Source organism: Alcaligenes faecalis (assembly GCF_005311025.1).
GTDB lineage: Bacteria > Pseudomonadota > Gammaproteobacteria > Burkholderiales > Burkholderiaceae_B > Alcaligenes > Alcaligenes phenolicus.
Genome location: NZ_CP031747.1, coordinates 118,243 through 141,026, shown reverse-complemented (window position 1 = coordinate 141,026; position 22,784 = coordinate 118,243). Strand labels below are relative to the sequence as shown.

Below are 22,784 nucleotides of genomic sequence, written 5' to 3'. Positions count from 1 at the left end.
AGACAATAAGGCCTTGAGGGGGAAGCCCCCCCAGGCCTTTCTTGTTGCTGATGCTTAAAAGTCGTTTACGGGGTAAGAACCCAGAATCTTGAAAAAGGCGACTTGTTTCTTCAGTTCTGCCAAAGCAGCAGCCATGGCTGGCTCATCACGATGGCCGATCAGGTCTACGTAGAAATAATATTCCCACTGCCCTGTCCGTGCAGGACGCGACTCCAGGCGAGTCATGGACACGCCATGCACAGCCAAAGGAGACAGCATGTCATAAACAGCGCCAGCCCGGTTGGGCACCGCCAGAATGATGCTGGTCTTGTCATTGCCGCTAGGCAGGGACTCGATATTGCCAATGGCCAGGAAACGGGTGCGGTTGTGCGGATCGTCCTGAATACCGGCCTCGACCACACCCAGATTCCAGGCGGTAACAGCTGTATTGCCCGCAATCGCTGCAACCGTAGGATCGGACGACGCAATGCGTGCTGCTTCAGCGTTGCTGGAGGCGGCCTCACGCAAAAGCTGTGGGTAATGCTTTTGCAGCCAGTTCTGGCACTGCGCCAAAGCCTGAGGATGGGCCATCACACGGGTGACGCCTTCCATCGTGCCAGTTTGGGTCAGCAAATTGTGATGTACACGAATCGAGCGCTCGCCCAAGACACGCAAGGGCGAGTTCAGCAGCAAATCCAGCGTGCGGTTCACAGCACCTTCGGTCGAGTTCTCGACGGGCACCATGCCTACTTCAGCCTGACCCACTTCGACGCTGCGGAAAACCTCGTCGAAGGAGTCACATTGCAGGCCATCCAAAGCATGGCCGAAATGCTCGTAGGCGGCCTGCTCGGAAAAAGAGCCCTGCGGGCCCAGATAAGCCACGCGCAATACGCTTTCCAGACCGCGACAGGCAGAAATAATCTGCCCCCACACCGCTTCGACTGCTGCCGGTGTGAACGGGCCATCATTTTCAGACTGCAAGCGACGCACAATACGTGCCTCGCGTTCGGGCTTGAGGATGACTTCCTCTGTATTGAAGTCCTGCTTGATCTTGCCTACTTCCAAAGCCGCACGAGCACGCTCGTTGAGCAACTCCAGGATCTGGCGATCCAGCTCATCAATACGATTGCGCCAAGGGAGCAGGCGCTCAGTTAAGGTATTAGCCATTCCGTCGTTCAAATTCAGTCATGAAATCGATAAGTGCCTGCACACCCTCCAGCGGCATGGCGTTATAGATTGAAGCGCGCATACCGCCCACGCTCTTGTGTCCTTTCAGGGAAGTCAGGCCTGCAGCCGTAGCCTGTTCCAGGAACAGGGAATCCAGGGACTGATCACGCAACAGGAACGGAACGTTCATACGCGAGCGATACGCCGGATGCACGGTGTTGTTGTAGAACTCGGACGCATCCAGAAAGCCGTACAAGGCCTCGGACTTGGCCGCATTGCGTGCCTGCATGGCAGCCACACCACCCTGGCGCTCCAGCCACTTGAACATCAGCCCGGCCATGTAGATCGAGTACGTAGGCGGCGTGTTGAACATGGACTGCTGCTTTTCAATGTTGGCGTAGTTGAACGCCGACGGGCACAGATCCATGGCATGGCCCAGCAAGTCCTTGCGTATCATCATCAAGGCAATACCGGACATGCCGGCATTTTTCTGGGCACCGGCGTAAGCAACCGACACGCGCGAGAAATCGATCGGGCAGGACAGAATGTTGGACGACACGTCAGCAACGACGGGGACATCCAGCTTGGGAATATCATTGAACTCCACGCCACCAATGGTTTCATTGGTGCAAACGTGCAAGTAAGCCGCATCCGGGCGCACATCCCATTGGGAAGGCTCGGGGAACCAGGTCCAGGGCGCCCATTCCTTGCCCTGATCCTGCCATGCCTGACCACTGGTACCGGCAACGTGAATATCACCGTAACGCTGAGCCTCTTCGCAGGACTTGACCGACCAACTGCCCGAAAGCACGTAGTCGGCCTTGCCACTGCCATTGCGCTGAATCAGGTTCAAGGGCAAAAGGCCATTCTGGCCTTGTGCCCCACCCTGAACAAACAGCACCGCGAAATCATCGGGCACGGACAACAAACTGCGCAAATGGGCTTCTGCCTCGTCACGCACACCCATATAGTCCTTGCTACGGTGGCTCATTTCCATGATGGACATGCCGGTGCCATGCCAATCTGTCATTTCAGCAGCGGCTTGCTCCAGCACTTCCAACGGCAGCATTGACGGGCCTGCCGAAAAATTCCATACACGCATTACTCGTTTTCCTCGCCGGAAGGGTCCGCCTGGTCTTGGGCGGAATCAAGTTGATTATCCTGCTCCTGACCTTCTGGCGCCTGACCCTCTTCGGCCAGCTCGGCGTCGACCTCGTCATCGGTCTCTACCACGCGGTACACACCAGACAGCTCGCTGTCATCGTCCACGCTGATCAAGGTCACACCTTGAGTCGCACGACCCATTTCGCGGATTTCAGCCACGCGAGTGCGTACCAGCACACCAGCGTTGGTGATCAGCATGATCTCGTCGGTTTCACGAACCAGCACCGCACCCACGACCTTGCCGTTACGGGCCGAGGTCTGGATGGCAATCATGCCCTTGGTGCCACGACCGTGACGCGTGTATTCGCCAATCGGGGTACGCTTGCCGAAACCGTTCTCGGTGGCGGTCAGCACGGATTGGGTTTCGTCTTCGGCCACCAGCAGGGCAATCACGGACTGACCTTCTTCCAGCGTCATGCCGCGCACACCACGGGCTGCACGGCCCATTGGGCGCACATCGCCCTCGTCAAAGCGCACGGCCTTGCCGGCGTCAGAGAACAACATGACGTCATGGACGCCGTCGGTCAGCTGAGCACCGATCAGGTAGTCGCCCTCGTCCAGGCCCACAGCAATAATGCCGGCCTTACGGGGGTTGGAGAAGTCGGATAGCGGGGTCTTCTTGACCGTGCCGCGCGAGGTCGCCATGAACACGAACTGATCTTCGCTGAATTCCTTGACGGACAGCACCACGTTGATCTTCTCGCCATCTTCCAGAGGGAACATATTGACGATAGGACGGCCACGCGAGTTGCGCGAACCTTGTGGCACTTCCCAGACCTTGAGCCAGTACACACGGCCACGGTTGGAGAAGCACAGCAGGTAATCGTGGGTATTAGCGATGAACAGCTTGTCGATCCAGTCGTCCTCTTTCATGGCGGTGGCCTGCTTGCCACGGCCACCACGACGCTGGGCCCGGTACTCGGACAGCGGCTGGCTCTTGATGTAGCCGGTATGCGAGAGCGTCACCACCATATCCATAGGGGTGATCAGATCCTCGGTATCCAGCTCGGTGGCGTTGTGCTCGATCTGCGAGCGACGAACGTCCTTGCCAGTGGCCGAGAACTCGTCGCGCACGGCGATCAGCTCGTCACCAATAATGGCGGACACACGGGCCGGGTTGGACAGGATGTCCAGCAAATCAGCAATCTTGTCCATGACCTCACGGTACTCCTGAACAATCTTGTCCTGCTCCAGGCCAGTCAGGCGCTGCAAGCGCATGTTCAGAATTTCCTGGGCCTGCACTTCGCTCAGACGGTACAGACCGTCTGTGTTCATGCCAAATTCAGCACCCAAATCATCCGGACGGTAAGCCTGACGGCCACCCACAATGGAGCTGGTGTCGGCACGGGCCAGCATCTCGCGCACCAGACCGGAATCCCAGGACCGAGCCATCAGCTCGACACGGGCAACCGGTGGCGTTGGAGCCGCTTTGATGATTTCGATGAACTCATCAATATTGGCCAGGGCCACAGCCAGACCTTCCAGCACATGACCGCGCTCGCGCGCTTTGCGCAACTGGAATACGGTACGGCGAGTAACCACTTCGCGGCGGTGGCTCAGGAAGTAATCCACCAACTGTTTCAGGTTGAGCAGACGGGGCTGGCCATCGACCAGTGCCACCATGTTCATCCCGAAGGTTTCTTGCAACTGCGTGTTCTTGTAGAGGTTGTTCAGCACAACTTCCGGCACTTCGCCGCGCTTTAGCTCAATGACCAAACGCATACCGTCCTTGTCGGACTCGTCGCGGATATCGGAGATACCCTCGATGCGTTTTTCGTTGACCAGCTCGGCAATGCGTTCCTGCAGCGACTTCTTGTTGACCTGGTAAGGAATGGCGTCGACCACGATGGCCTGACGGTTGCCCTTTTCCATGTCTTCAAAGTGTGTACTGGCGCGCATAATGACGCGGCCACGGCCCGTGCGATAGCCTTCGCGCACACCGGACATGCCATAAATAATGGCGCCGGTCGGGAAGTCGGGGGCCGGGATGTATTCGATCAGCTCATCAACCGTGCACTCGGGGTGGCTCAGGCAGTACAGACAGCCGTTGACCACTTCAGCCAGGTTATGCGGCGGAATATTGGTAGCCATACCCACGGCAATACCCGAGCTGCCGTTGACCAGCAGGTTGGGCAGACGCGAAGGCAACAGGGCCGGTTCTTTTTCGCTGCCATCATAGTTAGGCACGAAATCCACGGTTTCCTGGTCGATATCGGCCAGCAGTTCGTGGGCGATCTTGGCCAGACGGATTTCGGTGTAACGCATGGCCGCGGCGTTATCCCCGTCGATGGAACCAAAGTTACCTTGTCCGTCGACCAGGGTGTAGCGCATGGAAAAGTCCTGCGCCAGACGCACGATAGTGTCATAGACGGCAGAGTCACCATGAGGGTGGTACTTACCGATCACATCACCGACGATACGAGCCGACTTCTTATAGGCACGATTCCAGTCGTTATTGAGTTCATGCATGGCGAACAGAACACGGCGATGCACGGGCTTCAAACCATCTCGCACGTCGGGAAGAGCACGGCCCACAATCACGCTCATGGCGTAATCGAGGTAGCTGCGGCGCATCTCCTCTTCAAGCGAAACGGGAAGCGTCTCCTTGGCAAAGGAATCCATAGGTCAATTCTTTATAGATATGGGTTAAGCAGTAAGCCAGCCGTAAACGGACAAGAGGAAATTCTAGCACTTTCACATAGAGGGACGCAGCGTAGCGAGGCGAGAAGGCGGGCGATATGTGATTGAAACGGTCGATTCGCCAAAAATCCATCGTCCACTAATCGTATCGATGATGGATTGAAGAAGCGGCCCCACCCTTTCCCTGTTGCCTAAAACCAACAATAAAAGGAAAGAACAAGGCTAATTCCACGCATCTTCACGAATCGTTCCCCGTCCCCCTCACGCATGTGGCCGAAATGTCTTAAGATTCGACCTAACACGCATGAAACCCAGCGCAAGCAAGTCTTTGTTCCGTTCAAAGGATTGCTATACTGGTTCCGTTAATCAGCGGCAGGGGTTCGCTGCGGTCACTTAACAGCATCAGCTCAACGAGGAGAAATATGAACAAACCCTCCAAAATCGCACTTGTACTCGCCATTGCCGCCGCATCGGCCACTAGTGCAGTTTCCGCACAAGAGTCCGGCGAAGTTAACAACTGGCGCAATCCGTTCGGCGACGTTTGGAAAAACGGCACCAACGAACTGTGCTGGCGCAACAACTTCTGGACACCTGCTACAGGTATTCCAGGTTGTGACGGTGTGCCCGTTGCCCAAGCCCCCGAAGCTCCTGTCGTCGCTCCTACTGTCACCAAAGTGACTCTGAACGCTGACACGTTCTTCGACTTCGACAAATCCACCATCAAGCCAGAAGGCCGCCAGGTTCTGGATCAAGTGGCTGACACCGTTCAGTCCATCGATCTGGAAACTCTGATCGCTACCGGTCACACTGACTCGATCGGCGCTGAAGCTTACAACCAGAAGCTGTCCGAGCGTCGCGCCAATGCTGTTAAAGCATACTTGGTCAACAAGGGCGTACCTGCAGACCGTATCTACACCGAAGGCAAGGGCGAAGCTCAGCCAGTGGCGTCCAACAAGACCCGCGAAGGCCGTGCTCAAAACCGTCGCGTAGAAATCGAAATCGTGGGCAACCGCAAGTAATTCTTGCTGCATCACGTATTTCTGTAGCTAAGGCTACAATTAAGGCTCCGCTTTTGCGGGGCCTTAATTTTTTTGGATGAGCCATGACCGCTTCCACCGTCACTAACGTCAATGTCGATCCCGCAGAGATCGATAAATTCAGTGCACTGGCATCCCGCTGGTGGGACCCTGACAGCGAGTTCAAACCGCTGCACGCCATCAACCCTTTGCGTCTGGACTGGATTCTGTCCTACACCGGCTCCCTGGCGGGCAAGCAGGTATTAGACGTCGGTTGTGGTGGCGGAATCTTGTCGGAAAGCCTGGCCCAGTCCGGCGCCGACGTCACCGGCATTGACCTGGCCGAGCGCTCCTTGAAGATTGCCCGTTTGCACAGTCTGGAATCGGGCGTACCCGTCAAATACGAGATGATCAGCGCCGAAGACATGGCCGATCAGCACCCTGGTCGTTTTGACGTTGTCACCTGCATGGAAATGCTGGAACATGTCCCCGATCCGGGCTCCATCATTGCGGCCTGCGCCAAACTGGTCAAACCCGGTGGCTGGGTCTTTTTCTCGACCCTGAATCGCAATCCCAAATCTTTCTTGTTTGCCATTGTGGGTGCCGAGTACCTCTTGCGCCTGATTCCCAAGGGCACGCACAGCTATGAGGGCTTCATCAAACCCAGCGAGCTGATTTCCTCGGCCCGCCGCAGTGGTCTGGATGCCCTGGCATTGAAAGGTCTGGAATACAACCCGATTACCGAGCACTATCGCCTGTCTGGCGACACCTCCGTCAACTACCTGCTGGCCAGCCGCCGCCAAAGCTAAGCCCTCATGAATAAACTGGTTCTATTCGATTTTGACGGCACCTTGGCCGACTCTGCTCCGGATCTGGCTGCTACGGCCAATCGCATGCGCAAGGAACATGGCCTGCCTGATTTGCCCTACGAAGCGCTGCGTCCCTATGCCTCGCACGGTGCACGGGGGCTGCTCAAGGTAGCGCTGGATATCAATACCGATCACCCCAACTACGCACAATTGCGAGCGCAGTTCCTGCAGGACTACAACGATCACATGACGGAGCTGACCTATCTGTTTGAGGGCGTAGCCCCCATGCTGAAACAGCTAGAGCAGGCCGGCTACACCTGGGGCATCGTCACCAACAAGCTGGAATATCTGGCCCTGCCCCTGATCCGTCATTTAGGACTGGAAGCAGGTTGCGCAGTCACCGTCGGCGGCGATACCACCCAGCACACCAAGCCTCATCCCGCCCCCTTGTTGTATGCCGCCGAGAAAACGGGCTTTGATCCCAAAGACTGCCTGTACGTAGGTGATGATCTGCGCGACATCCAGGCAGGTCAGGCGGCGGGCATGGCTACCATGATTGCCGCCTACGGCTACTGCGCGCAGGACGACAGCCTGAGCACTTGGCAAGCCGATATGACCGTGCATCACGCCTCTGATATCTGGGAAGGCGTACAACGCTGGGCCAACGGTCAGCTATCCCGCCCTTCCCCGCTGGCCTGCTAAACAGGCTTAAGGCAGCAGCTCCGACAGGCGCTGCTGCATCCACACTGCCGCAGGGGGCAAAGTTTGTCCCTGTCGCCACAGCATCCGCACTGGCAAGGGTGGCAAAACCATCTCCCGGCAATGCAACTGCGCCAACTTGTTGCGCAAGTTTTCATACTCCGCAATGTTCAGCGGCAAAATCGCCCAGCCCAGACTATCGGCCACCATATCGGCAATGACATAAAAGCTGTCTGAGCGCCACACACTGGGGCTGACAACCGTCTGCTCTGTCCCTTCGATATGAATCAGCAATTGTCGATGTGCCGTCAGCTCTTTACGGCTGACCTGATGCTGACTGGCAAGCTGGTGCGTACGCGCCACACAAATCGCTTGGGGCACAGCGCCAATATAGCTTTGCGCAAATGACGTGGCATCAGCTCCGCGATCAAACTGAAAAGCCATATCCGAGCGGCCTTCCTGCACATAGTCCATTACCTCGGAAGCGGTTCCGTTCCAGACCGTCAACTCCAGCGCAGGCCAGCGTTCAGCCAGCTCTTTGAGCAGCAGCCGCAAGGGCTCTTGAGGCAAGGCTTCATCCAGAGCAATTTCCAGTCTGGTCGGTTGTCCTTGCGAGAAATCCAGTGCCCGACGATTCAATACGTCTACCTGACGCAACAGAGCCTTGGCTTCCAGCAGCATGATTTCGCCCGGCACCGTCAGGCTTAACGTTCGTCGTGAACGATCAAACAGCTCCAGATTCAGATCCGCTTCCAGCAGGGAAATCGAGGTGCTGACGGCTGACTGCACCTTGCCCAACTCTTTCGCGGCCTGAGTCATGGAGCCAGTTTCTGCCACAGCGACAAAATGTCGAATACGTTCTAGTGTCCAATCCATTTATCTATTTTATAGATGCTAATCAACTTTGACTGTTGATAATATTGATAGATCATACTTGCTTTCCTACCCCTCTGGTCTTTTATGCTGCACAGCTCGATTACCCATCAAGCCCACACTGCTCCCCTCTCCCCAAGCCGTCGCTGGTTGATCCTGGCAATTGTGTCGGCAGCTCTTCTACTGATTGTGGTGGACATGACGGTGCTCTACACCGCCCTGCCACGCCTGACCCATGATCTGCAGGCCTCGGCCTCGGACAAGCTGTGGATCATCAACAGCTACGCTCTGGTCGTCTCCGGACTGCTGCTGGGCATGGGCACCCTGGGTGACCGCCTGGGTCACAAGCGCCTGTTCCTGTCGGGTCTGGCCATGTTTGGTCTGGCTTCAGTCGCAGCCGCCTACTCTCCGAACCCAACAGCCTTGATCGCCGCACGCGCCTTTTTAGGTGTGGCAGCGGCCATGATGATGCCCGCCACTTTATCGCTGATACGCATCACCTTTCATGATGAGCGCGAACGTGCGGTGGCCTTCGGTGTCTGGTCTTCTATCGCCTCCGGTGGTGCCGCCTTTGGTCCGGTTCTGGGCGGATTCCTGCTGGAACATTTCTGGTGGGGATCAGTCTTTCTGATCAACGTGCCCATCGTGCTGATCGCGCTGCCTATGGGCTGGATTCTGGTGCCCCGCTCCACGCCAGATGCATCGCGCCCCTGGGATATCAAAGGCTCATTGCTGATCATGGTGGGCCTGGTAGCCAGCACCCTGGCTATCAAGGAAATGGGCAAGCTGCATACGGATTGGGGTTTGACCGCTGCCGCCCTGCTGATCGGCATCTTGTTTCTGCGCTGGTTTGTCCGTCAACAAAACCGCAGCCCTTTCCCTTTGCTGGACTTTGCCCTGTTCAAGGACGCCACGCTAAGCACCGCCGTACTCTCTGCCTTGACGGCCTCAGCGGCCTTGATCGGCATGGAACTGGTTTTCAGCCAACGCCTGCAATTGGTACTGGGTTTCTCACCATTGGAAGCGGGCCTGGCCATTATTCCTTTGCCACTGGCAGCCTTTATAGCCGGTCCCTTGGCCGGGCGCCTGCTGGTCGTCATCGGCAGCAAGCGACTGCTGATTGGCGCCCTGAGCCTGGCGGGAGCAGGCATGGCCGCTTATCTGCTGTGGCATAACAGTGCACAGCCTCTACAAGTGATCAGCCTGGTCATGCTGGGCCTGGGTATCGGTGCGGCCATGACGGCGGCTTCCAGCACTATCATGCAAAGCGTGCCACCTTCACGCGCTGGCATGGTGGCCTCGGTCGAGGAAATGTCTTATGAACTGGGTGGTGCGCTGGGCGTGACCATTATGGGTAGCCTGCTGTCCTTCGTATATAGCGCCAGCCTGATCTTGCCACAGGAATTAAGTGACCGCGCCCTGGCCTACGACAGCCTGGATCAAGCCTTGTTGATGGCAGAAACCATGCCACAGAATCTGGCTCTGACCTTAAGTGAACTGGCCCGCGACTCTTTTGATAAAGGCTATGTCGCTGTACTGGCCAGTTGTACGGCTTTGCTGGTGATTGCGGCCTTGGCGGTCTGGTACTTCCAACGCAACAACAGCCATCAGAAAGCCCATTAATCTTTCTTCAACAGCGCCAACTTGTCGGTCTGAGTCGCCCAGTACTCATGATCCGGCAAGGGCGCTTTTTGTTGACTGATACGCTTCCAGGCCGGGTCCTCGCTCAAGGTCCGGTTCAGTTCCACATAGACCTGCTGCTCGGGCGTCACATCCTGATCACTGACAATCGCCCCCACCGGACACTCGGCCACGCAAATGGAGCAATCAATGCACTCGTCAGGATGAATGACCAGGAAATTCGGGCCTTCAAAAAAACAATCCATGGGGCACACCGTCACACAATCGGTGTACTTGCACTGGATACAGGCTTCCGTCACTACATAGGTCATGAAACAGCTACTTCAACAAATAAAGACGGGGCATAGCATAACAGCTGAACATGAACATCATGTGATCGCTGTCGGCTATGCCCCGGGTATTCAACCTGGGCTCAAGCTACCCTGAAGCGGCCTGAACCACCAGGCAACTTAGATGGCAGGTGCTTTCGCAGGCAAGAACTGGAAGGGCTTGGCAGGTTTGAAGTGCTCCAGCGCTTCACCCATATACACCGTGCTTTGCTCGGGACCCAGATCCAGCTTCATGACCTTGCCGGTCTCGGCCGAGAAATCGACCTTTCTCATATCGACCCAGAACGCACCGGGCGACAGTACCGAGTCAAAGTAATACAGGCTGCGCTGGTGATCGAACACTGTACGCCAGCGAGTCGAAGAGTTGTTGGGCTGGTCAGGTACGGTCATGCCGTAAGGTGTGGAGGCATTGCGCATCACGCTCAGTACGCTGGCTACGGCCTTGTCATCGCTAAGGTTGCGAGGCACGGCATCAATATAGAAAGAAGCACGGGCAAAACGATCAGCGGCACGGCTGGTGCCCGGCAACATGTTCATGCCTCCCACAGATTGCCAATAATCCCGGATTGCCAGTTGCTGATCGAAAGTCGGTGAGTTCGTCAGCACCTGATACTTGCGGCTATGGTGAATATGCTGCTTGCCGTCGATGTACTCAATAATGGCGCTGTCACCAGACGAGTCCGACATGGACAGGTGCAAGGTTGCCAAACGCTCTTCGTTGGGGACTTTGTCGCTGATGACCACGAAGGGATTCTTTTCCAAGGCAGCCACCGCCTCAGCCACCGTGGCGAAGTTATCCAGAACATACTGCCCCCACAAGGACATACTCAAGGTTTTGTCGCCCTTTTGAGGTGTGGGGTATTGCGACTCCACCAACCATAGCAAGTTGACGTTCAGTCCCTTTTCATTTGCACCGTCCGTGGAGGCCAGGTCATAACCCGACGCAATCACGCTGCCGTATTTCGAGGTCCACTCAATGGACGAGGGGCCAGCTTCGCCAGTGCGTTTTTCACCGCGAGGAAAAATCCAGAGGTTGGTGCCGACATCCAGCTTCCAGTCCATGGAGCGACCGGTAATCACCTGTCCGTTATCACCCAGAAAAACAGCTCGGGTACACGCCTGAGAGGCCGCAGGCACCAAAGCCAGCCCAACTGCACATGCCAGCAAAGTACGACGACATTTTTTTAGCAACATCTTTCTCTCCAGAGACGGCTAGCCGCCCAATCAATGAAACAAAAAAACCGACTGCTTTCACAGCCGATACATTGGACACGGGTGTAACAAAAACAGGATTAGGACATTGCGTCAAGCCAAGTTAAGTCTTGTGGTGCAAGACCGACAAAAACAGAGCATGAAATCCCTTGTTTTGAGAATAAAAACATTTGCTAACTCATGATCGACCGCAATATTATTTTTTTTCCTGATCGCCTTGAAGCTGCGCTTTTCACTCTGAAAACGTGGGTAGCTGCCTTATCAGCCCGCGTATAAATGAACCAAATACGATCTCCAAACTAAACACGCCTTTTTCTTGTTTTTAAAAAACTTAAAAATAGTCATTCAGGTCTGAAAACACAGGCGATGTGTGCTCGAAATCTTTTACCCAGAACTGGAAGATCATTAATGACCAGGAATGGCCAAATCCTATCCGTAGGCACAAGGAACGGCATAATGCCTCGACACGGACTTCAATAACATGCAATAAAAAACAGCCCGTAACGGGCTGTTTTGCAAATTCGTCTAAAACTCCAGGCAATCAAAAAACCCCGGCAATCCTGCATAGCTATCCATAAGCTGGTCAATGACATAAGCACTGTCACGGGTTTCCAGAGCCAGCAGGTTTTCCCGGTAATCTTCTTCAGCCAAGCCAACGGCTATGCGGCCCGGTTCGACACGGGCACCGGCCAGCAGCTCGGACAGCTTGGGGTCCTGCATCGCCTCCAGGGCAGCGCGCAAGGCCAGTTCTTCGTCCGTGAAACCAACTTGTCCGGTGCGATCAGCGTGTAACGCCGCTTGCACTAAGGGCAACAAATTATCAATATCTTGCTTGCTAAGGTAAAACACATGCATGACACGTTCTCCACGGGTTGGTGATCGGCTAGTCCAGCATACCGAAAGGCACAAGACTGGCGCTAGTGCGCCGTCATTTACAGAATTAAAAAGGGGGTCCATGACAATGATGCGTAAACTCACTCATTCCCGCTGGCTATTATTGGGAATCTTGCCACTGGCCAGTCTGGCTCATGCCCAAGTGAGTGCTCAACGTCCAGACGCCATGTCCGACAGCACGACTTCGCCACACTATGCCGTGCAGATTACACCCTATGCCTGGATTACCGGCTTGTCGGGTGAGTCCTCCCCCTTCAAACGCGCGCCCTCCCTGGATATAGAAAAGTCCTTTTCAGATGTCCTGCACGATCTGCGTGCCGCGGCCTTTCTGAACGCCTGGGTGCGTCGCGACCGCTATGTGTTCAACAGTGACCTGCTCTACGTGAACACACGCGAAAGTGAAGTGGTAGGTGGTTTGCCTTTGGTCGGTGCTGCAGAAGGGACCGTGGACACACGTCTGTTCATGGCCACGTTGCAAGGTGGTTACCGCATCTACGACACTGAACAAGCCAGCCTGGACGCACTGGCCGGTTTTTCTTTTTGGGATATACGCACCCGTGCCCATCTGAGTACGGCTGGCCGAACCCGACATCATCAGGAGAGCTTCAATTGGGTGGACCCCATGATAGGACTGCGTGCGTTCTATCGTTTCACCCCGGAGTTTTCCACTCAAGCCCAGATCCACTTGGGCGGCTTTGGCGTGGGCTCGCGCCTGAGCTATCAAGCTACCTTGACCTTGAACTACGACCTGTCAGAGAACTTCTCCATCGCTGCCGGATACAAGATGCTGGATGTGGACTATCGTCGCTCCGGCCATGTCTTTGACACTCGCATGTCGGGCCCCGTGCTGGGGCTGAGCTGGCGCTACTGACGGCACGTGAAAGGGGGCGGCACCGCCCCCTTTTCACAAGACATCAGGCCATACCATCTACCTGATGGCGTCGCTCCCAGAACCGTGAAGACACTTTTTCAAGCAGATCATCACCGGTTTTGATGACGAACACCCCCTTGTCCACTGAAACGCCTGCCCGGTCCAGCAAGGGTTGGGCTGCGCCGTTATGACCAATTGCTTTCAAGTGTCCATAGGCGTCGGCTACAAAATCCACCGCCGCCTTGTTAGTGCACAGTTTTGAAGCTTCTTCCTGGGTAAGCAGCAAGGCCACCGCATCAAACAGAACCGAAGGCGCACCCGCAATCTTTTCGTCGGCAGCCAATTGTGTGCCGTCTGACAGCGTCACTCCCCCTACTTGCGGAGCGATAAGCTTGACGGCCACCCCGGCCTCCTGAGCCCCTGTCAGCAGCATTTCCAGCAAGCCCTTGTCAGCTCCGTCCGTTACCAGAATACCCAGCATCCGACCGGCAATCGGCGACTTCTGGGCCAGTATGGACAAGGCTTTGGAAGGTGCCATGTCGATCGGCTTGCGGGCGGGCTTGGCAGGAGGCGGCAAATCCAGCCCCAATCCCTGAGCCGCTCGTTTGGCCAGATCCTCATCAATGACACGCATGTGCGAGAGCACACGCACACGAACATGATTGAGCTGGACCTTGGACAGTTCAAATACCAGCCCGGCAATCAGATGTTCCTGCTCAACTTCAGTCTGAGAGCGATAAAACAATCGGGCCTGGCTGTAATGATCCGAGAACGACTCAGCCCGTACACGCAGTTTTGCGCCATCGTCTACGGTACTGGGGAAGGTGCGAAAGCCATGCGGCTGCGCGCGCGGTCCGCCCGATTCACCCGCCTCCTCCAGGCTATTGGGCTCGTAGGTCGCACGGCCCTTGGGAACCTGCGTCTGCATCATGCCGTCGCGCTGCATATTACTGAATGGGCAGCGGGGTGCATTGATAGGAATCTGATGAAAGTTGACCGTTCCCAGTCGAGACTTTTGCGTATCCAGGTAGGAGAACAAGCGGCCTTGCAGCAAGGGATCATCCGTAAAGTCGATTCCCGGAATGATGTTGGACGGCAAGAAAGCAACTTGCTCGGTCTCTGCAAAGAAGTTGTCGGGATAACGATCCAGAACCATACGACCCACGATCTTGACGGGCAGACTTTCCTCGGGAATGAGTTTGGTCGCATCCAGCACATCGTAGTCCTGCTTGTCCGCCCACTCCTGATCGAAAACCTGCACACCCAGTTCCCACTCCGGGAAGGCTTCGTTTTGAATCGCCTCGTACAAATCGCGTCGTAGATAATCCGAGTCCGCCCCGGAAATCTTGACCGCCTCATCCCACAGGGTGGACTGCAATCCCTGCTTGGGCTTCCAATGAAACTTCACAAAGTGCGACTTGCCCTTGGCATTCACAAAACGGAATGTGTGCACACCAAAGCCCTGCATCATGCGAAAGGACCGTGGCAAGGCTCGATCAGACATCAGCCACATCACGGTATGCAAAGACTCGGGCATCAGGGAGACAAAATCCCAGAATGTGTCATGGGCTGACGCTGCCTGGGGAAAGCCCCGGTCCGCCTCGGGTTTGACGGCATGGATCAGATCCGGGAACTTGATGGCGTCCTGGATAAAAAAAACGGGCATATTGTTGCCCACCAGATCCCAGTTGCCTTGCTCGGTATAGAACTTGACCGCGAAACCACGCACGTCGCGTGGTGTGTCTTTGGAGCCTTTAGAGCCGGCTACCGTTGAGAAACGACAGAACACCGGCACCCGATGTCCTTCCTTTTGAAATACACAGGCCTGGGTCAACTCCGGGATTGCTTGCGTGCATTCAAAATAACCATGTGCTCCTGTGCCGCGAGCATGAACAATGCGCTCCGGTATACGTTCATGGTCGAAATGGAATATTTTCTCGCGCAGGACAAAATCTTCCAACAAGGTCGGGCCACGCGCCCCGAAACGCAAGGAATTCTGATTGTCCGATATCGGTACGCCATGATTGGTCGTCAACTCAGCATGGCCAAACTGATGTAACTCCCCACCTTGCCCCACGGTATCCTGATTGGTTTTGGCTGCGGATTTTTTCGTCACCATATGTCCTCCAATCAAATCAAACGAAAACCCCGTTCCACTGGGGTGCCCTTGGGAAAAAGCCTAGAAGTTTTAATGACTTGATGTGCGAAGCAATCTCTCAAAACGTAATCAAGCATGTCCACCTTTTTTCGTGACAGAGCCGTAACTGTCTGCTGAGCTCTGACATCATGCCCACTTCCTCGCTCTATACTGGGCACGCTTTATCGCCTGCTCAAGTGCGGGCTCCCCGTTTCTTTTTGGAATGATTTCGTGTTTCAAGTCGCTGCCCTCGTTTTTGCCCTGTATGTCGCCTGGCGACTGATCAAACCGCTGAAGATCCGCCCCTGGATCAAGTGGCTGCTAAGCGCCTTGGCCATTGCGGCCACACTCCACCATTACACCGTAGCCCTGTTCTGGGGGTCGCGAGCTTCTCCGGAAATCCCTGCACAAGTCATCATGGTCCTGGGCTGGGCTTTTGGGGCCGTCCTGCTGGCCGCCTGCTTTACCTTGATCACCGATCTGGCAGGTTTACTGATGCGCGCTCTGTACAAGCCAGCCGGGCTGCTTCTGTTGCGCTCCCCTGCTTTGAGGGGCGTGCTGGGCATGGCAGCTGTCAGCCTGTCCGCACTGGGTGTCTGGCAGGCAGTGCAAGTCCCCGAGCTCAAGTCCATCGAAGTAAAGGTCAAGGGTCTGTCCCCCAAGCTGGATGGTTTCAAACTGGTGCAACTGACTGATCTGCACGCCAGTCGTCTGCTGCAAGGCCCCTGGATACAAGCCATTGTTGATAAAACACAGACTTTGAAACCGGACCTGATCGTCATTACTGGTGATCTGGTCGATGGCACGGTGAAAGCGCGCCGCGATGATGTCGCCCCCTTGCAAGCCCTGTCTGCCCCGCAAGGGGTGTGGGTAATTGCAGGCAACCACGAGTACTACACCCAGTACCAACCCTGGATCGAGCACTTCAACAGCCTTGGGCTACGTATGCTTCTGAACGAGCACAGCATTATTGAACAAGACGATGCTGCTTTTGCTTTGGCTGGCATTACCGACAAGTCGGCAGCCGTGCATGGGCAACCCATGCCCGATGTGGCTGCAGCAGTCGCCGGGATCCCTGCTGGCATGCCCATCATCATGTTGGCCCACCGCCCTGACACCGCCAAGGAAAGCGCTGCGGCCGGGGCGGCCTTGCAGTTGTCGGGCCATACCCATGGCGGCCATATTGTGGGCATGCACAAGATCGTGCAGATGGCCAATGATGGCTATGTGGGTGGACTGTATCAAGTGGGGGATATGCAGCTGTACGTCAGCTACGGTGCCGGACTGTGGGCGGGCTTCCCGCTGCGACTGGGGCGCGCCTCAGAAATCACCTTGATTACCTTGCGCGCCTCCTGATTCCAGGACTGGAACCGGAGCATCAAGACACGCTGCGCAGCGCCCGTCGACACAGGCGCTGCACAGCAGCATTATCCGGCGCTTGCATCTGCCATTGAGCACATAGATCACGCACCCACTGCGGCTGATCCTTGGCCGCATCATTCAAGAAATTGGCTACCGAGTCCTGCACATACACACTGCCATCCCGATACAAGAGCTCAAGAATCGGCAACATGCGTTCCGGTTCTTTTTTCAGGATGGCAATATGTGCGCACCACACTCCCCGAGGGCGCAAAGCCTCACACGCAAAGCGACGCAGATATTCCGAGTCTGAGCGCGCCCACTGCTGCAAGCTCTGAATCGACGCATCCAGCTCGGCCACCAAATGAGGACGTACCGCCATCCAGGACCATTCACGCACACCGAAATGCGCATCATCTGCCAAAGGGCGCAGTACCTCCAGGCGCTGAGGCACACTTAAGGATGCACGGGCTCCCACCATAAAGCAGGCCCAGCCCCGCACCACATCAGCCGGGTGATCTAAACAGCGCGTCCAGGCCATCTCGCCATACGTGTCCAGCAAATACTCCCCAATGGCTTTCATTCGCTTGAGAATGCCCAATTGGGCCAGGGTGTCGATGTGCTCTGCGCCCTGCTCATCCAATTCCGGAAATACGGTCGCCACCAGCACGCGCTGATCGATGGCCAAGGACTCGGTCAGAGTAAGACCCTGGATTTCCCCTTTGGACAGAGCCAGCAAAATATCAGCCGGTATATCCGCGACCTTGGCATAAGCCTTGCGGTTCTCGATACTCATGACGCGTCTTCTCCGCCAGCGGCTTTGTTCAACAAGGCGCTAAGCTGGGTGCACTCCGCCTCGGACAAATGCCGGAACAATTCGCCTATCCACTGGGCGTGAGTTCCTACCAGCGTCCTGGCCAACTCCGCCCCCTGAGGGCTGAGTTTCACCATGACAGAACGCCGATCGGTCTGGGCCGCAAAGCGCTGCACCAAGCCCGCTTTCAGCAGCCCATCCACCAGAGTTGTGACAGTCGCCCGCGTCACGCCTGCCCGTTCAGCCAGGATGTGGGAAGGCATGCCGTCGGGTGCTTCTTCCAGCAGGAACAAAAGCACAAAACGGGCTTCACTCAAGCCATGGGGCGCCAACAAGGCGGCGCAGTCCCGATCAATACGGGCAGACAAGGACAGGAGCTGAAAACACAGGGACATGCCCTGAACGTTGACGCCCTTTTGCTGCTCTGCGTGCGAGAGCAAGGCCCGATATTTCGCTTCCAGTTTCATAGTTCGACATCAAATGATTTGATGTCGAATCTTAATCTCAGAGCGCTTCAAAAACAAGAAAAATAAAGGAGGGCTGATTTCACATCATGCCAATCCAATCCATAAAGCGGAATATGTCCAGGTAGTAAGGAGCCTATCGACAAAAGAGTGTCGCCAAAATTCGACAATGCCACATTTTAAGCTTGATGCTTACAAGACAGGCCCACGCATGCGGTAAGGTATAAGGCTGGTCAGGCATCAGCCCTGCCACCGTTCATTAGCAGCACACATGGAATCCGATTACCAGCATCATGAATAGCATCAAGAAATCGAGCAAATTGGCGAATGTTTTGTACGATATTCGCGGCCCCATCATGGACCGGGCCAAACAAATGGAAGACGAGGGCCAGCAACTGATCAAGCTCAATATCGGCAACTTGGCGGTATTCGGTTTTGACGCCCCGGAAGAAATCCAGCTCGACATGATCCGCAACCTGCCCAACTCTTCGGGCTACTCGGATAGCAAAGGTATTTTTGCCGCGCGCAAAGCCGTCATGCACTACACCCAGGAACAAGGGATCAAGGGCGTGACGCTGGAAGATATTTACCTGGGCAATGGCGCCTCTGAGCTGATTGCCATGGCCACCAACGCCCTGCTGGACGACGGTGACGAACTGCTCCTGCCCATGCCCGACTATCCGCTGTGGACGGCTGTAACCAGCTTGTCCGGCGGTACACCCGTGCACTACTTGTGTGACGAATCCAAAGGCTGGATTCCGGACCTGGACGATATCCGCTCCAAGATCACCCCACGCACCAAGGGCCTGGTTGTCATCAACCCAAACAACCCCACCGGCGTGCTCTACCCCGACTCGGTGCTGCAAGCTCTGGTCGATATTGCTCGCGAATTCAATCTGGTGCTGCTGGCCGACGAGGTCTACGACAAGGTCCTGTTCGACGACATGAAGCACACCGCCATGGCCAGCCTGTCCAACGACGTACTGACCCTGACCTTCAACTCCCTGTCCAAGAGCTACCGCGCATGTGGTTACCGCGCAGGCTGGCTGGTGATTTCGGGCGACAAGAAAGCCGGTGCCGACTACATCGAAGGCCTGAGCATGCTGGCCAATATGAAGCTGTGCGCGAACGTGCCCGGCCAATGGGCCATTCAGACCGCCTTGGGCGGCTATCAAAGCATTAACGACCTGGTATGCGAAGGCGGACGCCTGCGCCGTCAGCGCGATCTGGCTTACGAGTTGATCACCGCGATTCCCGGGGTCAGCTGCGTCATGCCCCACGCTGCCCTGTACATGTTCCCGCGTCTGGATCCCGAGGTTTATCCCATCAAGGACGACCGCCAATTCTTCCTGCAACTGCTGGAAGCCACCCGCGTGATGCTGGTGCAAGGCACGGGCTTTAATTGGCCTCATCCGGATCACTTCCGCATGGTGTTTCTGCCCCACGAGCCGGACCTGCGCGAGGCCATCAACCGCATCGCCAAGTTCCTGAAAGACTACCGTATCAAGCACGGTACAGAACGGCCTGAGTTTGCCCAGGCGACCATTCCAGTCGTAGACAGCGCCGAAGCTGAATAAAAATCGGACTCAATGAAAAAAGCCAAGGATTCATTCTCCTTGGCTTTTTTTCTGGCACTCAAGATACTTGAGTCAATTGCTCCGCAACCCAATCAATAAAAACACGCAGCCGAACATTCGTATGTTTGCTGCGATGAAAAGCCACATACAAGGGCATAGGGTCCATCGTCCAATCCGGGAATAACGCGATCAGGCGCCCTGCTTGCACCGCTTCCTTGGCCAAATACGCCGGCAGGCAAACCAGCCCCAAACCCGCTTCACCCGCTGCCAGATAGGCGTTGCCATCATTCACGGCCAAGCCATAACGGCCTGGCAAAGAAACCCGTTCTTTATCGCGACGCAAGGCATAAGGAAACGGTTTGTTCTGATGTTCCCACAGGTACCCCACCATTCGATGTGCAGACCCGTCCAGCTCTTTAGGATGCACAACGGTACCAAACCGCTCCAGATACAAGGGTGCAGCATAGATGGACAGATGCAGCGCCCCCACCCGCTTGGCGATCAAGGACTGGTCTTGAATCTGACCACCTCGAACCACACAGTCCATGCTTTCATCGAGCAGATCTACCGTCTTGTCGCCTACGCCCATATCCAGCTGAATATCCGGGTAGCGTGCGTAGAACGACGGCAAGGCAGGCACCAGCACACGGCTGGCTAAAGGGCTGGGCACATCTACCCGCAAGCGGCCACTGGGCGAAGCCAAGGCTTGGGCCAGATCCCGCTCACTGTCTTCCAGATCGGCCAGCAATTGCACCACACGCTCAAAATAAAGTGCCCCAGCGCTGGTCACACTGACCTTGCGCGTCGTGCGATGCAGCAAGCTCACCTGCAAGCGTGCCTCCAATTGCTGCACCAGATGCGTGGCCCGGGTTCGGCTCAGATGCAAAGCTTGGGCCGCCTTGGTAAAGCTGCCCGTTTCCACCACCTTGGCAAAGGTACGCATCGCTTCGAAACGGTCCACGTATTGTCCCCAATCGGTTGCAGTGATTGTTTGGATTATAGAAATAGTGTTGTCTGCCATCCAGCGTTTATCTGTCCACGCACAAGACCTACAGTGCATAGCTCAATGAACTTCACCTGCCCAGCAGGCACTGGAAAGCATGATGACTACCTTACGCCAAGCCGTCTTCCCCACCGAACGCCAAGCCTTGTATGAGCGTGGTCACTACTCACCGGCGATTCGTTCCAATGGCTTTTTGTTTATTTCTGGCCAGGTCGGCAGCCGCGAAGACGGCTCACCCGAGCCGGACCTGGAACAGCAAATACGCCTGGCCTTTGAGAACCTCAATACCGTGCTGGCCGCAGCAGGTTGCAGCTTTGCTCATGTGCTGGATGTGACGCTGTTTTTGGTGAACCCGGAAGCCAATCTGGAAACCCTGTGGAAGGTTCTGCCGGACTACTGGGGTGATGCGCCCTACCCGGCGTTGACAGGTGTAGGGGTGCCTTGGTTGTCAGGCTTTCAGTTCGAGATCAAGGTAGTGGCGCAACTGCCCGAACAAGCCTGATACGCAAGCGCTTGTCGCCTTGATCGATAGGCTAATAGTGCTAATCGGACTCACTGCCAGGCAATGCGGCCAATACTGCAGCCTGCATACTTTGCGTAAACGCGGTATCGCCCATGGCCCGACTGATCATCCCTGTCCCCAACATGGCGGCAAACAAGAGCATGACTTGCTCTTCGGTCTGCTCGGCACACGCTTGCATGGCAACGCCACGAAACTGCTCAAACAAGCTCTCTACGCCTTCACTGTAAATTGCCGTGGTCTGCGCATCCGCAGGCAGGCCGCTGGCCAGGGAAGAAAAGGCCAGGATCGGGCAGCTTTGGGTTTGAGGACGGTGCTTGAAATATCGCCGCATCAAGGCTTGAAACCCTTGCACGGCGTCCTGTTCATAGCGCTGGTTGATACGCTCCCAGGATTCGGAAGACTGGGTAAAAGCAAATCGGGAGGCCTCGTCAATCAAAGCCTCCTTGGAGACAAACTGCTTGTAGAAAGCGCCTGCCGTCAAGCCCGCCTCTTTCATGATGTCCCCGATCGAGACCCCTTCCACTCCATGTTTGCGAAACAGTCGGCAAGCCGTCTCCAGCACACGCTCGCGGTTGCGTTCGGCCTGCTCACGCGAGACACGCCCCATTCAAACCTCCGGACGACGAAAGGCAATCAGCTTGGCAATCAGGCGCTGGCACACCTCATTGTTCTGATTCAGGGTGTGAGACTCCACCACCACCATGCCTCTGTCCGCTTTGGAGCGGGAGGGCTGAATGTCGATGATTTTACTGAGCACATGCAAGACATCGCCAGGGCGCGTAGGCCGTGGCCAATCGATTTGCCCGCCTGCACCAATAATCCCCTGACTGAATACCAAGCTGTCCACCAAAAGCTTCATGGTAATGGCGGCGGTATGCCATCCACTGGCGGCCAGCCCCTGAAAGAACGTGCCCTTGGCCGCCTCTGCATCCAGATGGAAAGGCTGCGGATCAAACTGGCGGGCAAAGCTGATAATTTGCGCTTCATCCAGAGCATGTTCTGCGCTGCGAAACTCCATTCCCAGGGCCAGATCCTCAAGATAGACAGGTGCTTTAAGGCTCATCCGAATACTCTCCAGAAAGTGTGTGTGAGTGCGCGTCGCTGCCCGCGTTAATAGATTATGGATGGCAGCTATCCTTGCACAGCTTTCCTGGGAAAGCAAGGATAGATTATGGTCATACTCTATTTTTAAAATGGTAATAATTCTGCTTTTTTTACTGCGGAACAAACCATCCAGAAGCTTGCAAGCAGGTGCCTGAACACCGAAAAACAGTCTAAAAACCAGTTCCTTGCGGCCAGATGAAGGCACAGTAGCCAGTGACACACCCGTCAGGCACGCCCCTGCTACTACAGGGACAATGCATCTTGAATGCTACACACCCCTCCAAAAACCAACGCCTGAGTTTTCTATGGTTCTGCTTCCTGATTACAATCACACTCTTGCGGTTTTGTCGGAACGAACGGTGTTTCATACCCGTCTTTCCTTCCCAGGCACAACCAGTCCTTACCCTGCCCTGAGGCCACAAGCTTGTTGATTCAACAAGTCTTTTATACCCGCTTCAAGCATGGCTAACCCATTGATTAAGAGGAGATCCTACACCTATGTGCAAATT

General features: G+C 55.7%; 21 protein-coding genes. 8 read left to right on the top strand and 13 right to left on the bottom strand.

Features of this window, described 5'->3' with window-relative positions:
* Window positions 1-54 precede the first annotated feature (54 nt).
* The 3 genes from pheA to gyrA are packed head-to-tail and all read right to left on the bottom strand — an operon-like array spanning window position 55 to window position 4,932.
* A complete protein-coding gene (pheA, locus tag D0C27_RS00665; RefSeq protein WP_009463912.1) occupies window positions 55-1,146 on the bottom strand; it encodes a prephenate dehydratase in 1,092 nt (363 codons plus the stop codon).
* Window positions 1,139-2,248, bottom strand: coding sequence for a 3-phosphoserine/phosphohydroxythreonine transaminase (serC, locus tag D0C27_RS00660; protein WP_137430202.1), 1,110 nt, complete (start codon window positions 2,246-2,248; stop codon window positions 1,139-1,141). Before serC ends, pheA begins: the two co-directional genes overlap by 8 nt.
* Window positions 2,248-4,932 (bottom strand): DNA gyrase subunit A, encoded by a 2,685-nt coding sequence (gene gyrA / locus D0C27_RS00655; RefSeq protein ID WP_137430201.1) that lies wholly within the window; start codon window positions 4,930-4,932, stop codon window positions 2,248-2,250. Before gyrA ends, serC begins: the two co-directional genes overlap by 1 nt.
* A gap of 440 nt (window positions 4,933-5,372) precedes the next feature.
* Between gyrA and ompA the strand changes: the two genes are divergently transcribed.
* The 3 genes from ompA to gph all read left to right on the top strand — a co-directional run bounded on the left by ompA (window position 5,373) and on the right by gph (window position 7,477).
* Entirely contained in the window at window positions 5,373-5,969 is a 597-nt protein-coding gene (gene ompA / locus D0C27_RS00650; protein ID WP_009464175.1) for an outer membrane protein OmpA, read from the top strand.
* 83 nt (window positions 5,970-6,052) lie between these two features.
* The gene (ubiG, locus tag D0C27_RS00645) at window positions 6,053-6,775 is read left to right on the top strand and encodes a bifunctional 2-polyprenyl-6-hydroxyphenol methylase/3-demethylubiquinol 3-O-methyltransferase UbiG (RefSeq protein WP_009464176.1); all 723 of its coding nucleotides are present in this window, start codon (window positions 6,053-6,055) and stop codon (window positions 6,773-6,775) included.
* Window positions 6,776-6,781: 6 nt separating this feature from the next.
* Window positions 6,782-7,477, top strand: coding sequence for a phosphoglycolate phosphatase (gph, locus tag D0C27_RS00640; RefSeq protein WP_083053339.1), 696 nt, complete (start codon window positions 6,782-6,784; stop codon window positions 7,475-7,477).
* A 6-nt stretch (window positions 7,478-7,483) separates the two neighbouring features.
* Here gph and D0C27_RS00635 read toward each other — a convergent pair whose 3' ends face one another.
* The gene (locus D0C27_RS00635; protein ID WP_035272676.1) at window positions 7,484-8,350 is read right to left on the bottom strand and encodes a LysR family transcriptional regulator; all 867 of its coding nucleotides are present in this window, start codon (window positions 8,348-8,350) and stop codon (window positions 7,484-7,486) included.
* Between the two features lie 84 nt (window positions 8,351-8,434).
* Between D0C27_RS00635 and D0C27_RS00630 the strand changes: the two genes are divergently transcribed.
* Complete coding sequence (locus D0C27_RS00630; protein ID WP_137430200.1) at window positions 8,435-9,970, top strand: MFS transporter; 1,536 nt, start codon at window positions 8,435-8,437, stop codon at window positions 9,968-9,970.
* Here D0C27_RS00630 and fdxA read toward each other — a convergent pair.
* The 3 genes from fdxA to D0C27_RS00615 all read right to left on the bottom strand — a co-directional run bounded on the left by fdxA (window position 9,967) and on the right by D0C27_RS00615 (window position 12,384).
* Window positions 9,967-10,299: a ferredoxin FdxA gene (gene fdxA / locus D0C27_RS00625; protein ID WP_009464181.1), complete on the bottom strand. Its 333-nt coding sequence runs from the start codon at window positions 10,297-10,299 to the stop codon at window positions 9,967-9,969. The genes D0C27_RS00630 and fdxA overlap by 4 nt on opposite strands.
* Before the next feature lie 138 nt (window positions 10,300-10,437).
* Window positions 10,438-11,511 (bottom strand): linear amide C-N hydrolase, encoded by a 1,074-nt coding sequence (locus D0C27_RS00620; protein ID WP_137430199.1) that lies wholly within the window; start codon window positions 11,509-11,511, stop codon window positions 10,438-10,440.
* A gap of 543 nt (window positions 11,512-12,054) precedes the next feature.
* The gene (locus tag D0C27_RS00615; RefSeq protein ID WP_009456315.1) at window positions 12,055-12,384 is read right to left on the bottom strand and encodes a hypothetical protein; all 330 of its coding nucleotides are present in this window, start codon (window positions 12,382-12,384) and stop codon (window positions 12,055-12,057) included.
* Window positions 12,385-12,490: 106 nt separating this feature from the next.
* On the opposite strand from D0C27_RS00615, the gene D0C27_RS00610 reads away from it, so the two are divergent.
* Window positions 12,491-13,294, top strand: coding sequence for a hypothetical protein (locus D0C27_RS00610; protein ID WP_035272669.1), 804 nt, complete (start codon window positions 12,491-12,493; stop codon window positions 13,292-13,294).
* 43 nt (window positions 13,295-13,337) lie between these two features.
* On the opposite strand, the gene D0C27_RS00605 is transcribed toward D0C27_RS00610, so the two are convergent.
* Window positions 13,338-15,413 (bottom strand): catalase, encoded by a 2,076-nt coding sequence (locus D0C27_RS00605; protein ID WP_137430198.1) that lies wholly within the window; start codon window positions 15,411-15,413, stop codon window positions 13,338-13,340.
* Between the two features lie 249 nt (window positions 15,414-15,662).
* Between D0C27_RS00605 and D0C27_RS00600 the strand changes: the two genes are divergently transcribed.
* Complete coding sequence (locus D0C27_RS00600) at window positions 15,663-16,787, top strand: metallophosphoesterase (RefSeq protein ID WP_137430197.1); 1,125 nt, start codon at window positions 15,663-15,665, stop codon at window positions 16,785-16,787.
* Between the two features lie 22 nt (window positions 16,788-16,809).
* Here D0C27_RS00600 and D0C27_RS00595 read toward each other — a convergent pair whose 3' ends face one another.
* Window positions 16,810-17,586, bottom strand: coding sequence for a DNA alkylation repair protein (locus D0C27_RS00595; protein WP_035272663.1), 777 nt, complete (start codon window positions 17,584-17,586; stop codon window positions 16,810-16,812).
* Entirely contained in the window at window positions 17,583-18,071 is a 489-nt protein-coding gene (locus D0C27_RS00590) for a MarR family winged helix-turn-helix transcriptional regulator (RefSeq protein WP_022983289.1), read from the bottom strand. The genes D0C27_RS00595 and D0C27_RS00590 overlap by 4 nt, the downstream gene beginning before the upstream one ends.
* Before the next feature lie 290 nt (window positions 18,072-18,361).
* Here D0C27_RS00590 and D0C27_RS00585 point away from each other — a divergent pair, with 290 nt between their 5' ends.
* A complete protein-coding gene (locus D0C27_RS00585) occupies window positions 18,362-19,645 on the top strand; it encodes a pyridoxal phosphate-dependent aminotransferase (RefSeq protein WP_009456304.1) in 1,284 nt (427 codons plus the stop codon).
* Window positions 19,646-19,703: 58 nt separating this feature from the next.
* On the opposite strand, the gene D0C27_RS00580 is transcribed toward D0C27_RS00585, so the two are convergent.
* Complete coding sequence (locus D0C27_RS00580) at window positions 19,704-20,606, bottom strand: LysR family transcriptional regulator (protein ID WP_137430196.1); 903 nt, start codon at window positions 20,604-20,606, stop codon at window positions 19,704-19,706.
* Between the two features lie 142 nt (window positions 20,607-20,748).
* Between D0C27_RS00580 and D0C27_RS00575 the strand changes: the two genes are divergently transcribed.
* The gene (locus tag D0C27_RS00575) at window positions 20,749-21,150 is read left to right on the top strand and encodes a RidA family protein (RefSeq protein WP_022983255.1); all 402 of its coding nucleotides are present in this window, start codon (window positions 20,749-20,751) and stop codon (window positions 21,148-21,150) included.
* Window positions 21,151-21,190: 40 nt separating this feature from the next.
* Here the strand turns inward: D0C27_RS00575 and D0C27_RS00570 are convergent, their stop codons facing one another.
* Window positions 21,191-21,778, bottom strand: a complete 588-nt coding sequence (locus D0C27_RS00570) for a TetR/AcrR family transcriptional regulator (protein ID WP_088450381.1) — start codon at window positions 21,776-21,778, stop codon at window positions 21,191-21,193.
* Entirely contained in the window at window positions 21,779-22,234 is a 456-nt protein-coding gene (locus D0C27_RS00565) for a MaoC family dehydratase (RefSeq protein ID WP_035272656.1), read from the bottom strand.
* Between the last annotated feature and the right edge of the window lie 550 nt (window positions 22,235-22,784).

Bases quoted from the DNA above. Each gene is read 5' to 3' on its own strand.
- pheA (WP_009463912.1), bottom strand. From the start codon at position 1,146: ATGGCTAATACCTTAACTGAGCGCCTGCTCCCTTGGCGCAATCGTATT.
- serC (WP_137430202.1), bottom strand. From the start codon at position 2,248: ATGCGTGTATGGAATTTTTCGGCAGGCCCGTCAATGCTGCCGTTGGAA.
- gyrA (WP_137430201.1), bottom strand. From the start codon at position 4,932: ATGGATTCCTTTGCCAAGGAGACGCTTCCCGTTTCGCTTGAAGAGGAG.
- ompA (WP_009464175.1), top strand. From the start codon at position 5,373: ATGAACAAACCCTCCAAAATCGCACTTGTACTCGCCATTGCCGCCGCA.
- ubiG (WP_009464176.1), top strand. From the start codon at position 6,053: ATGACCGCTTCCACCGTCACTAACGTCAATGTCGATCCCGCAGAGATC.
- gph (WP_083053339.1), top strand. From the start codon at position 6,782: ATGAATAAACTGGTTCTATTCGATTTTGACGGCACCTTGGCCGACTCT.
- D0C27_RS00635 (WP_035272676.1), bottom strand. From the start codon at position 8,350: ATGGATTGGACACTAGAACGTATTCGACATTTTGTCGCTGTGGCAGAA.
- D0C27_RS00630 (WP_137430200.1), top strand. From the start codon at position 8,435: ATGCTGCACAGCTCGATTACCCATCAAGCCCACACTGCTCCCCTCTCC.
- fdxA (WP_009464181.1), bottom strand. From the start codon at position 10,299: ATGACCTATGTAGTGACGGAAGCCTGTATCCAGTGCAAGTACACCGAT.
- D0C27_RS00620 (WP_137430199.1), bottom strand. From the start codon at position 11,511: ATGTTGCTAAAAAAATGTCGTCGTACTTTGCTGGCATGTGCAGTTGGG.
- D0C27_RS00615 (WP_009456315.1), bottom strand. From the start codon at position 12,384: ATGCATGTGTTTTACCTTAGCAAGCAAGATATTGATAATTTGTTGCCC.
- D0C27_RS00610 (WP_035272669.1), top strand. From the start codon at position 12,491: ATGATGCGTAAACTCACTCATTCCCGCTGGCTATTATTGGGAATCTTG.
- D0C27_RS00605 (WP_137430198.1), bottom strand. From the start codon at position 15,413: ATGGTGACGAAAAAATCCGCAGCCAAAACCAATCAGGATACCGTGGGG.
- D0C27_RS00595 (WP_035272663.1), bottom strand. From the start codon at position 17,586: ATGAGTATCGAGAACCGCAAGGCTTATGCCAAGGTCGCGGATATACCG.
- D0C27_RS00590 (WP_022983289.1), bottom strand. From the start codon at position 18,071: ATGAAACTGGAAGCGAAATATCGGGCCTTGCTCTCGCACGCAGAGCAG.
- D0C27_RS00585 (WP_009456304.1), top strand. From the start codon at position 18,362: ATGAATAGCATCAAGAAATCGAGCAAATTGGCGAATGTTTTGTACGAT.
- D0C27_RS00575 (WP_022983255.1), top strand. From the start codon at position 20,749: ATGACTACCTTACGCCAAGCCGTCTTCCCCACCGAACGCCAAGCCTTG.
- D0C27_RS00570 (WP_088450381.1), bottom strand. From the start codon at position 21,778: ATGGGGCGTGTCTCGCGTGAGCAGGCCGAACGCAACCGCGAGCGTGTG.
- D0C27_RS00565 (WP_035272656.1), bottom strand. From the start codon at position 22,234: ATGAGCCTTAAAGCACCTGTCTATCTTGAGGATCTGGCCCTGGGAATG.